This window comes from Vibrio sp. 10N.261.46.A3 (assembly GCF_041472995.1).
Lineage (GTDB): Bacteria > Pseudomonadota > Gammaproteobacteria > Enterobacterales > Vibrionaceae > Vibrio > Vibrio coralliirubri.
This window is the reverse complement of record NZ_JBFRRH010000014.1, coordinates 36,248-47,335: the sequence shown is the minus strand read 5'-3', so window position 1 is coordinate 47,335 and position 11,088 is coordinate 36,248. Positions and strand designations below refer to the sequence as shown.

General features: G+C 45.2%; 11 protein-coding genes. 2 read left to right on the top strand and 9 right to left on the bottom strand.

All coding sequences use genetic code 11. The features are described 5' to 3' along the window. Positions 1–582: IS66 family transposase (gene tnpC, locus AB4484_RS04445; protein ID WP_372076609.1), on the top strand; the 582-nt coding region annotated here is incomplete at its 5' end. 60 nt (positions 583–642) lie between these two features. On the opposite strand, the gene AB4484_RS04440 is transcribed toward tnpC, so the two are convergent. After that, positions 643–1,977: a tyrosine-type recombinase/integrase gene (locus AB4484_RS04440; protein WP_372076608.1), complete on the bottom strand. Its 1,335-nt coding sequence runs from the start codon at positions 1,975–1,977 to the stop codon at positions 643–645. 174 nt (positions 1,978–2,151) lie between these two features. Here AB4484_RS04440 and mutS point away from each other — a divergent pair, with 174 nt between their 5' ends. Continuing rightward, the gene (gene mutS, locus AB4484_RS04435) at positions 2,152–4,737 is read left to right on the top strand and encodes a DNA mismatch repair protein MutS (protein ID WP_372076606.1); all 2,586 of its coding nucleotides are present in this window, start codon (positions 2,152–2,154) and stop codon (positions 4,735–4,737) included. Positions 4,738–4,876: 139 nt separating this feature from the next. Here the strand turns inward: mutS and rpoS are convergent, their stop codons facing one another. The 8 genes from rpoS to ftsB form a co-directional block, all read right to left on the bottom strand. Further along, complete coding sequence (rpoS, locus tag AB4484_RS04430) at positions 4,877–5,857, bottom strand: RNA polymerase sigma factor RpoS (protein ID WP_017059027.1); 981 nt, start codon at positions 5,855–5,857, stop codon at positions 4,877–4,879. 98 nt (positions 5,858–5,955) lie between these two features. Continuing rightward, positions 5,956–6,870, bottom strand: coding sequence for a murein hydrolase activator NlpD (nlpD, locus tag AB4484_RS04425; protein WP_050634019.1), 915 nt, complete (start codon positions 6,868–6,870; stop codon positions 5,956–5,958). Between the two features lie 34 nt (positions 6,871–6,904). Further along, complete coding sequence (locus tag AB4484_RS04420) at positions 6,905–7,531, bottom strand: protein-L-isoaspartate(D-aspartate) O-methyltransferase (protein ID WP_017059029.1); 627 nt, start codon at positions 7,529–7,531, stop codon at positions 6,905–6,907. Then, positions 7,532–8,275 (bottom strand): 5'/3'-nucleotidase SurE, encoded by a 744-nt coding sequence (gene surE / locus AB4484_RS04415; protein WP_050644146.1) that lies wholly within the window; start codon positions 8,273–8,275, stop codon positions 7,532–7,534. 81 nt (positions 8,276–8,356) lie between these two features. Beyond that, positions 8,357–9,403, bottom strand: coding sequence for a tRNA pseudouridine(13) synthase TruD (truD, locus tag AB4484_RS04410; RefSeq protein WP_372076603.1), 1,047 nt, complete (start codon positions 9,401–9,403; stop codon positions 8,357–8,359). A 22-nt stretch (positions 9,404–9,425) separates the two neighbouring features. Beyond that, the gene (gene ispF / locus AB4484_RS04405; RefSeq protein WP_004739053.1) at positions 9,426–9,905 is read right to left on the bottom strand and encodes a 2-C-methyl-D-erythritol 2,4-cyclodiphosphate synthase; all 480 of its coding nucleotides are present in this window, start codon (positions 9,903–9,905) and stop codon (positions 9,426–9,428) included. Between the two features lie 2 nt (positions 9,906–9,907). Continuing rightward, a complete protein-coding gene (gene ispD, locus AB4484_RS04400; RefSeq protein WP_372076601.1) occupies positions 9,908–10,609 on the bottom strand; it encodes a 2-C-methyl-D-erythritol 4-phosphate cytidylyltransferase in 702 nt (233 codons plus the stop codon). Next, positions 10,609–10,890: a cell division protein FtsB gene (gene ftsB / locus AB4484_RS04395; protein WP_010435786.1), complete on the bottom strand. Its 282-nt coding sequence runs from the start codon at positions 10,888–10,890 to the stop codon at positions 10,609–10,611. The genes ispD and ftsB overlap by 1 nt, the downstream gene beginning before the upstream one ends. Positions 10,891–11,088 lie beyond the last annotated feature (198 nt).

Here is an 11,088-nt window from a genome sequence, read left to right as displayed (position 1 = left end):
GGTGCCTATGATGGTCTTCAACAAGTAACCAATGTTGGCTGCTTGGCGCATGCACGGCGTAAGTTCATGGATGCTAAGAAGCTTCAAGGGAAAGGTAAGTCAGGCAAAGCAGATAAAGCGCTGGCCAAAATCCAGAAGCTCTATGGGATAGAATCGCGCTTAAAAGGTGCGAGTGTCGAAACACGAAAAGCAGAACGTCAACAGTATGCTAAGCCGATACTGGATGAGCTGTACAAGTGGATGACGACTCAACAAGTGCTAGCGTCTAGCTCGCTGGGCAAGGCGATAAAATACACGCTCGGCCAATGGCCGAAACTTATCCGCTATATCGATGATGGTCATTTATCTATCGATAATAATCGAGCTGAACGTGCAATTAAACCGCTGGTCATTGGCAGGAAAAACTGGTTGTTCTCGACTACTGCAAATGGCGCAGACGCGAGTGCGATGCTTTACAGCATCGTCGAGACTGCGAAAGCCAACGGCCTTATCCTCTACGACTACATGGTCAAGTGCATGAAAGAGCTAGCGAAAGCTGAGCCTGATATCGATGCGCTCCTACCTTGGAACTTCAAACATTAACAACATCGCCCCGTGGGTTCATGGGGCGTTTACGATAGAAAGTAAAGAGCCAAGTTAGAATTAGATGACCTCGGGAAACTGAACAATATTAGTCTTAACGTTTACTATCGAGTCTAACTCATCAGCCCAACGCTGTAGCCACTCTCGACACTCAGCTTCATAGTGGTGCAAATTATATGTTCCCTCAATGCCTTTAACACTATGCCCCAATACTGCTTCAGCAACTCCCGTAGGGCATCCCATACGTGCTAATTCCGTTCGTACTGTTCGTCGTAGATCGTGAGGAGTCCAAAGCGGCATATCAATCATTAATCCATCTCTACGCATTCGCCACGTATACTGAGTTAGTTGTTTTTGAACTACGTGGGAACCTCCTTTAGAAGTAGAAAAAACATAGATAGATTGAGGGTATGATTTAACCTCTTTCCACTTACGTAACCACTGAACAGCTTGAGAAGGCAGCTGAACATAACGAGAGTTACCATTTTTTGTTTCAGTTAAATAAATGGTGTTCTTATCAAAATCAATCTGCTGCCACTCTAAGTCGCAAACCTCTCCAGTACGACAGCCTGTCCACAGCGTCATTCGGAGAATACCTCTTATGTTTTTAGAAAAACTCGAATTCGGCAGCCATTTGATAAATCTAGATAACTCAGAATGGTCTAACACTCTCTTACCTTTATTATTAGTCAGCTTAACCTTACTCTTCTTAAACTTATTAATAGCCAACAGCGCTGGATTGACAAAGTTTTCAGGGAGATAATCCATACCAATAGCATACTCATAGGCACTGGATAGCTCTCGTAATACAGAGCCTGCTTGTACTGGCGCACCTCTATCAATGATCCCTTGAATTAAATACGTGATGTCACTTTTGCCGACTTCCATAACAGATCTATCTCCAAGAAGAGCGACAATATCAACATACAAGGTTCGTCTAACTTCTTTTTGTCCTTTTGCCTTACGAGCTCCTGAGATCACTCCACCAGAAGAAGTAAATCTGTCTTGAATATAATTTTCTAAATAATGATCGATCACATCTTTGAGAGTAATGCTATTAACACGCTCAGTCTTTAATAACTTACGCCGCTCTTGTTCTTGCCTTTCTAAGTCAGCCTTTGGACATATTCCCCGCTCTCTTATGGCCTTCATTTCGCGAAGCTTAATGCGAGCTTGCTCAAGTGACATATCAGGGAAGGTACCTAGCTTAATCTGTACAAGTTTACCACCTGACTCTGGGCTTCTATAACGATAGGTAAAAGTTTTCCTGCCCGTCTTTCCACAGGCTATTCTTAGCCCTCGGTTTTCTCCAGTATCAGACAAGATACCTTTCTTAGCCGTTAGCGCCTCAATTGTCTTATTCGTTATAGATTTGATATTCTTCTTATCAGCCATTTATCGGGGTCCCTTATCGCAATATTGTGCGGCGATTGTATTATCTAGTATAGGAAATAAAAAAACTACACTTTTACCTACACTAATGATCGCGCTGTAGTGAAATCCTTTGATACTTAGTGGGACTTGTTGAAGATCCCAAAAATCCATAACCCATTGATTTAAAGCAACTTAATGCAAAAAGAAACCACTAAAAACAAAGACATAAAAGCAGCGCATACACCTATGATGCAGCAGTACCTAAAACTGAAAGCAGAAAACCCAGAAATTCTGCTGTTCTACCGCATGGGCGATTTCTACGAGCTTTTCTACGATGATGCTAAAAAAGCTTCTCAACTCCTCGATATTTCACTGACTAAACGCGGTTCATCAAACGGTGAGCCGATTCCTATGGCGGGTGTTCCTTACCATGCCGTCGAAGGGTATCTTGCAAAGTTAGTGCAACTTGGTGAATCCGTAGCGATTTGTGAACAGATTGGTAATCCAGCAACTTCAAAGGGCCCGGTTGATCGCGCTGTCGTAAGAATTGTGACTCCGGGAACCGTAACCGACGAAGCATTGCTTTCTGAGCGTGTTGATAACCTGATTGCCTCTATTTACCACCACAATGGTAAGTTTGGTTACGCGACACTGGATATTACTTCTGGCCGATTCCAGCTATGTGAGCCGGAAACCGAAGAAGCTATGGCGGCAGAACTGCAGAGAACCTCGCCTCGTGAGCTATTGTTCCCTGAAGATTTCGAACCCGTCAATCTAATGGCAAGCCGTAATGGCAATCGCCGCCGCCCTGTATGGGAATTTGAATTAGACACCGCTAAGCAGCAATTGAATAAGCAGTTTGGCACTCGCGATCTGGTTGGCTTTGGCGTAGAAAGCGCGAAACTGGGTCTATGTGCGGCTGGTTGTTTGATCCAATATGTGAAAGATACCCAACGTACTGCCCTTCCACATATCCGTTCACTGACGATGGATAAACAAGATCACTCGGTGATCCTTGATGCTGCGACTCGACGCAATCTAGAGATCACGCAAAATCTTGGTGGTGGTACTGATAACACCCTTGCCGAAGTACTTGATCATACTGCTACGGCAATGGGCAGTCGTATGTTGAAGCGTTGGTTACATCAACCAATGCGCAATATCTCTGCACTTGATCAACGCTTAGATGCGATTGGTGAAATGAAAGATTTGGCTCTATTTACAGAGCTACAACCGACCTTAAAACAGATCGGTGACATCGAGCGTATTCTTGCCCGTCTTGCACTTCGTTCTGCTCGCCCTCGCGATATGGCACGACTTCGCCAAGCGATGGAATATTTACCAGAGCTTGCAGAGACACTGACGCAACTTAAGCATCCGTACCTAACTCAACTTGCTCAATATGCTTCTCCTGTGAATGAGGTTTCTGAACTGCTTGAGCGTGCAATCAAAGAGAACCCACCGGTGGTTATCCGTGACGGTGGTGTGATTGCAGAAGGCTACAATGCCGAGTTAGACGAATGGCGCGACCTTGCAGCAGGCGCAACCGAATTTCTTGATAAGCTTGAACAAGAAGAGCGTGAGCGCCATGGTATCGACACGCTTAAAGTTGGCTACAACAACGTACATGGTTTCTTCATTCAAGTAAGCCGTGGGCAAAGCCATCTTGTGCCGCCACACTATGTTCGTCGTCAAACGCTGAAAAATGCTGAGCGTTACATCATTCCTGAGCTAAAAGAGCACGAAGACAAAGTACTTAACTCTAAGTCGAAAGCACTCGCTATCGAGAAACAGCTGTGGGAAGAGTTGTTTGACTTACTACTGCCGTATCTAGAGCGCCTACAAAATATCGCCTCTTCAGTATCTCAGCTTGATGTTCTACAGAACTTGGCTGAGCGTGCAGATACCCTTGATTACTGTCGTCCAACCATGACAGAGTCTGCTGGCGTACAAATTCAGGCCGGTCGTCACCCTGTTGTTGAACAAGTGATGGACGAACCTTTCATTGCTAACCCTATCGACCTGAATGAGCAACGTAAGATGCTGATCATCACGGGTCCCAACATGGGTGGTAAATCGACCTACATGCGCCAAACGGCACTCATCGCATTGATGGCTCATATCGGTTGTTATGTTCCTGCAGAAAGCGCAACCATCGGCTCTATCGACCGTATCTTTACGCGTATTGGCGCATCCGATGATTTGGCTTCTGGTCGTTCAACCTTCATGGTTGAGATGACAGAAACCGCAAATATCCTGCACAACGCGACACCAAATAGCCTAGTGCTAATGGATGAAATCGGTCGTGGCACCAGTACTTACGATGGTCTGTCTCTGGCTTGGGCAAGTGCAGAGTGGCTAGCCAACCAAATCAATGCGATGACACTGTTTGCAACGCACTACTTTGAGCTAACTGAATTGCCTAACCAACTTCCAACACTGGCTAACGTACACCTAGATGCGGTTGAGCATGGTGACAGCATTGCCTTTATGCACGCAGTTCAAGAAGGTGCAGCAAGTAAATCTTACGGTCTAGCGGTTGCAGGTCTAGCTGGTGTACCGAAAGCGGTGATCAAGAATGCTCGTGCGAAGCTGACTCAGTTAGAAGCGTTAAGTATCGAGTCGCCAACATCGAAGCCAAGCGGTGTCGATATCGCAAATCAACTGAGCCTGATCCCAGAACCAAGTGAAGTGGAGCAAGCGCTAGCGAATGTTGATCCTGATGATCTAACTCCTCGCCAAGCATTAGAAGAACTTTACCGCTTGAAAAGGCTGCTTTAGTTTCTTACCAAGTAGCTTGTTATTGCCGTTTGTGATTTTGATTAGACGGCATGAAATAACAAAGCCACAAACAAAAAAACGCTGACTTTAAGTCAGCGTTTTTGTTTGTCTTCTATTTAGAGAAGCATCATCCGTTCAATTAGTCGTTTTCTACGTTGAACAGGTTTTCCATATTCAGACCTTGCTTGATAAGAATCTCACGTAGACGGCGAAGACCTTCGACTTGGATTTGACGAACACGTTCACGAGTCAGGCTGATTTCGCGGCCTACTTCTTCTAATGTTGACGGTTCATAACCCAGTAGTCCAAATCGACGTGCAAGCACCTCTTTCTGCTTAGGATTCAGCTCATCAAGCCAGAAAATCAACGAATTCTTGATATCGCTATCTTGAGTTGAAACCTCAGGATCTGAATTGTTGATGTCTGGAATAATATCCAACAGCGCTTTCTCACCGTCACCACCAATTGGCGTATCAACAGAGCTCACTCGTTCGTTTAGACGAAGCATCTTGCTCACATCACCAACCGGCTTATCTAGCTTAGAAGCAATTTCTTCTGCCGTAGGTTCATGGTCAAGCTTTTGTGATAGCTCTCTTGCTGTACGTAGGTAGATGTTCAGCTCTTTCACAACATGGATTGGCAAACGGATAGTGCGAGTCTGATTCATTAACGCACGTTCAATGGTTTGACGAATCCACCATGTCGCGTAAGTTGAGAAGCGGAAGCCACGCTCTGGATCAAACTTCTCTACGGCGCGAATTAGACCTAGGTTGCCTTCTTCGATTAGATCGAGAAGTGCAAGGCCGCGGTTGCTATAACGACGTGAAATTTTTACCACCAAACGCAGGTTACTTTCGATCATGCGTTTACGTGCTGCTTCATCACCGCGTAGAGCTCGACGTGCATATAGCACTTCTTCTTCAGCGGTTAGTAGTGGTGAGAAACCGATTTCGCCTAAGTAGAGTTGAGTGGCATCTAAACTTTTAGACGTAACTTCAACTTCTTCTTTCGCTTCGGTTTTCTTAGTGACTGTTCGTTTTGCTTTTCCAAGAGCTTCCGGTTCCGTGGTTGCTTGGTCAAGATCGAACTCTTCTTTGGTTACTGCATTGCTTATACTCATAACGCCTCCCCCTGGCGAAATTAGCATGACATTACAACTTCATATGTCGCTAAATAACTATGTCACTCCATACAATACGTAATTTTTGCATATTGTATTTAAGGTAAATATCGTTTTGGATTAACAGATTTACCTTGGTAACGAATCTCAAAGTGCAGCCTAACACTGCTGGCTCCAGAGCTTCCCATTGTTGCAATCTTCTGCCCTGGTTTCACACTTTGCCCTTCAGATACTAATAGTCGGTCGTTATGCGCGTATGCACTTAAGTAATTATCATTGTGCTTCACAATCACTAGATTGCCGTAGCCTCGTAGTGCATTACCCGAATAAACAACCGTTCCCCCTGCAGTAGATACTATTGGCTGACCTCGCTGTCCTGCTATGTCTATGCCTTTATTTCCTTGTTCGCCTACAGAGAAATTCTTGATTACTCTCCCTTTAGTTGGCCATAACCATTTGGATACTTTATCACTTGTTGGTTTGGTGGACGGTGTAACATTCTGTTTACCTTTAGAACCAACATACTCCTTTGATTTGGATTGTTCAACCTTCTTTGGTGGATCTTTTTTCACCACTTTGGTGGTAGTTTGAGCTGGAGCCGGTTTAGAGTTTTTGCTCTTTTGTGGTGTGGTTTTTGGTTTACTTGCCGTAGATGACGTTGTGGATGCGGCGACAGGCGCAGCAACTGCTGCTGCCGCTACCGTTGACTTACCATACGCTGGCGCATTATAGCTAGGACGCCACAACTTAAGCTTCTGCCCTGGGTGGATAGTGTAAGGAGCAGACAACTTGTTATAACCGATGAGGTCTTTAACGTCTTTATTGGTGACATAAGCAATGAAGTAAAGGGTGTCGCCTTTTTTAACTTCATAGTAACTGCCACGATAACTACCACGATCAATCGATGAGTAATTCTTGTTTAGGCTTGAAACGGGCGCAGGCGAATTCGCTGCACACCCAACAAGGGCACAGCTAAGCAGTAAAGTACTTCCTTTTAACAACTTCGAACGCATCGACTCTCTATCCACCTACACCATTAGTCTTTTATTAAGCTAGCTCACCAGGAACAAGAGGTACAAATCTCACCATCTCGATAACACTCGATAAAAACTCATCGCCGTGTCGAACGATCTTCAATAGTTGCTGTTCGTCATCACCGACTGGAATCAGTAAACGACCGCCATCTTTCAGCTGTTGTAGAAGCGCTTGAGGAATCGACTCTGCAGCAGCGGTTACAATAATCGCATCAAAAGGGGCTTTTGAAGACCACCCTTGCCAACCATCACCATGCTTAGTTGAGATATTGTAGAAATCGAGTTGCTTCAACCTACGTTTCGCATCCCATTGTAGCGACTTTATTCTTTCAACCGAATACACATGATCAACAAGTTGAGCCAATACCGCAGTTTGGTAACCAGAACCCGTTCCGATCTCCAATACACGGCTATCTTGTTGTAATTCAAGTAGCTCGGTCATTTTAGCAACAATGTATGGCTGTGAGATTGTCTGACCCTGACCGATAGGCAGCGCATTATTATCATAGGCTTGGTGATACATCGCCTGTGATAAAAAGCTCTCTCTCGGCAGTTGGTAAATCGCATCAAGAACCTTTTGATCCTGAATACCATTTTCAATCAGGAAAGTAATTAAACGCTCAGCTTGCGGATTACTCACTTACTTCTCCCCTAACCATGTGGCCATCGCGCCCAACGACTCATGCGCCGTCAGATCAACCTGCAACGGTGTTACCGATACAAAGCCATGCTCAATCGCGTAAAAATCTGTGCCTTCACCGGCATCTTGCTCTTTACCCGGAGGTCCAAGCCAATAGATATCGTGACCACGCGGGTCTTTTTGCTTGATCATATCTTCAGCGTGATGACGAGCACCTAAGCGCGTCACCTGAGTACCAGACAATTGTTCTAAGGCTAAATCAGGAACGTTTACGTTCAACAAGCGGTTGGTCGGGATTGGATTTGCTAAATGTTGTTCGACAATACGACGAGCAATCGCTGCCGCTGTCTTAAAATGTTTTTTTCCCACCAGAGAAAACGCTACCGATTGAACGCCTAGAAAGTGCCCTTCCATTGCTGCAGCCACCGTGCCTGAATAAAGCACGTCATCACCCAGGTTAGCACCGTGATTAATGCCCGTTAATACCAGATCTGGCATGTCATTCTTTAGCAGTTCGTTTAACGCAAAATGCACACAGTCGGTCGGTGTTCCTTGTACCGAATAGGTATTTTCAGCAATCTCTTGAACACGCAGAGGCTGTTCTAAAGTTAATGAATTTGACGCACCCGAGCGATTACGGTCAGGGGCAACAATGATAACTTCAGCAAGATCACGTAGCTCATTTGCCAGCTCATGAATACCTTGAGCGTGCACACCATCATCATTGCTGAGTAAAATCTTCATCTTGTATCCTTTCTTTTGTTCCCATGCTAAGCCAAGTCACTTAAATTCCAATATCAAGTGACCCAGCTCCAAGCAGAATCGTTATTGCTCGTAGGTTCTCTCTACGTGTACTTCTTCAACCAACTCTCGAACGATAGCAGTTGCGAAACAACCTGCGTCTAGAGAGAACTTAAGAGTGATATTATCTTCGTTCACTTCCCAAGTTAAATCGGTTGGTTTTAACGATGCTTCACGACGGTCATGGCGCATGCGGTTACCGCGAATCAGCGCCATTAGGTCAGGTTCAGAATCAAGATGTTTTTGCTCTAACGCTTGAGAATCATCAGTCGTTGGCAAAGCATTATCGCCAGCCAAAGCAACAGTAACCCATGCAGCGCCATTCAGGATGTCTTGGTTTACTGCTTCGATATTGTCCGTAGTTACCGCTAGTTGAGCGCCGTCTTTCATGACAATATCGCCAACCAATGCCGATGCAAACGCATCTTGCTCAATACGGTCTGACAGGATCAGGTTGTAAATCCACGAGCGAGCCGCAGAAAGGTACAAGCTGCGCTTATTCTGGTTACGAGTACGAACGTTATCACGGCCCCAACGACGAGCTTCAGATAAGTTGTTACCTTCATTACCAAAACGCTGAGCACCGAAGTAATTTGGCACGCCGACTTGAGCGACTTTTTCCAAACGTTTTACGACATCATCACAGTCTGTTACTTCAGACAAAGTCAGCTCGAATTGGTTGCCAACTAAATCACCCGGACGTAACTTTTTGTTGTGTCGTGCTGTCGCCAAGATCTCAATGCTTGGGTACTGTGCTAAGAAAGCTGAAAAGTCAGGCTCACCTTTTGGTAGGTGCACACTCAACCACTGCTCAGTTACTGCGTGACGGTCTTTTAAACCTGCCCAGCTCACGTCTTTCGACTTAACACCGCAAGCTTTAGCCAGCTCGTTTGCCACAAAACTCGTGTTTTCACCAGTTTTACGAATACGAACCATTAGGTGCTCGCCTTCACCAGTAAACTCAAAACCCAAGTCTTCATTAACGACAAAGTGTTCGGCTTTTGCTTTTAGTTTTGCTTTCGCAGTTGGTTTACCGTTTAGATAAGCCAATGAAGATAAAATATCTGACATGCTGTTCTTTTCGTGTTGGTGCTTACGCACTTTTAGTAATTAGGACAACCGCTTCACATGCGATGCCCTCTTTGCGACCTGTAAAACCTAAACGCTCAGTGGTCGTCGCTTTTACATTCACATTGCTAATGCTGGTTTCTAGGTCTTGAGCAATAGCTTGGCACATAGAGTCTATATGAGGCGCCATCTTTGGAGCTTGCGCCATGATAGTAATATCGGCATTACCAATCACGTAACCTTGTTCTTTTACTCGACGGTAAACATCTTTCAGTAGTTCACGGCTATCCGCGCCTTTCCATTCGTCGTCGGTATCTGGGAAATGACGACCAATATCACCCGCAGCAATCGCACCTAATAGAGCGTCACACAACGCATGAAGGGCAACATCACCGTCTGAGTGTGCAATAAGACCTTGCTCGTAAGGGATGCTTACACCACCAATAATTACTGGGCCTTCACCACCAAACTTATGAACATCAAAGCCATGGCCAATACGAATCATCATTATTCCTTATTCTGACTTAAATAGAACTCAGCAAGCGCTAAATCTTCAGGCTGAGTAATCTTAAAATTATCTGAGCGCCCTGCTACTAAAGCGGGCGATAAACCTTTCCATTCAAAGGCTGAGGCTTCATCAGTAATTGAAGCGCCTTGTTGCAACGCCTCACTTAATACCTTCCACAGAGGCTTTGCTCTGAACATTTGTGGCGTAAGTGCATGCCATAAATCGGCACGCTCAACGGTATGTTCAATCTGCCCTTGGGCACCGCGCTTCATCGTGTCACGCACTGGAGCCGCTAAAATAGCGCCCACATCATGGCTCATCGCGCCGGAAATTAGCTTGTCGATATCACTTAGCTGGACACAAGGTCTTGCCGCATCGTGAACCATTACCCAATCACTAAGCTGCTGTTCAGCGATATAGTTTAGCGCAGAGAGTACAGAGTCTGCTCGCTCGCTTCCGCCAGACACTCTGATCACTTTTGGGTTCAGGTTGAGAGCTAGCTCTGGGTAGTATGGGTCATCATCGCTGACCGCAACGACAATTTGAGCTACTTGAGGGTGAGACAGTAATTTCTCAACGGTGTGCTCTAAAATTGTTTTGCCGTGAATCTTAAGATATTGCTTAGGGCGGTCTGCCTTCATTCGGCTACCGACGCCAGCTGCAGGTACAACGGCAATCACGCTTTGAAGTTGAGTCGACATTAATGGGATTCCTCACCAATGATGCGATAAAACGTTTCACCTTCTTTGACCATTCCAAGTTCATGACGTGCACGTTCTTCAATCGCGTCTAAGCCTTGGCGTAGATCGTCAATTTCAGCAAACATTTCTGCATTTCGAATATGCAGCTTTTCATTTACTTGCTGTTGAACTTGGATTTCGTTGTTCACACCGTAGTAATCAGAGATACCATTTTTACCGAGCCACAGTGTGTGTTGTAGCCAGCCAAACACTATGAGCAGTACTAAAGCAAAAATTCGCATAACACCTTTCGCCGGTTGAAAAAGAAGGAACTAGAATAAGGCACATATATACCATAATGAGCTTATTGGTGCGAGATATGTGGTGTCAGGGAATCAATAAGTCGGGGAATTATTGTTATTCGAAACCTATGTGAGATTCCCTATTCCTTCCTTCGTCAGTCTAGGGAATGACGAATTTTAGGCAAAAAAATGCCCCGC

Coding starts and splice junctions, on each gene's coding strand:
- AB4484_RS04440 (WP_372076608.1), bottom strand. CDS start 1,977: ATGGCTGATAAGAAGAATATCAAATCTATAACGAATAAGACAATTGAG.
- surE (WP_050644146.1), bottom strand. CDS start 8,275: ATGAAGATTTTACTCAGCAATGATGATGGTGTGCACGCTCAAGGTATT.
- mutS (WP_372076606.1), top strand. CDS start 2,152: ATGCAAAAAGAAACCACTAAAAACAAAGACATAAAAGCAGCGCATACA.
- ispF (WP_004739053.1), bottom strand. CDS start 9,905: ATGATTCGTATTGGCCATGGCTTTGATGTTCATAAGTTTGGTGGTGAA.
- rpoS (WP_017059027.1), bottom strand. CDS start 5,857: ATGAGTATAAGCAATGCAGTAACCAAAGAAGAGTTCGATCTTGACCAA.
- truD (WP_372076603.1), bottom strand. CDS start 9,403: ATGTCAGATATTTTATCTTCATTGGCTTATCTAAACGGTAAACCAACT.
- ftsB (WP_010435786.1), bottom strand. CDS start 10,890: ATGCGAATTTTTGCTTTAGTACTGCTCATAGTGTTTGGCTGGCTACAA.
- nlpD (WP_050634019.1), bottom strand. CDS start 6,870: ATGCGTTCGAAGTTGTTAAAAGGAAGTACTTTACTGCTTAGCTGTGCC.
- ispD (WP_372076601.1), bottom strand. CDS start 10,609: ATGTCGACTCAACTTCAAAGCGTGATTGCCGTTGTACCTGCAGCTGGC.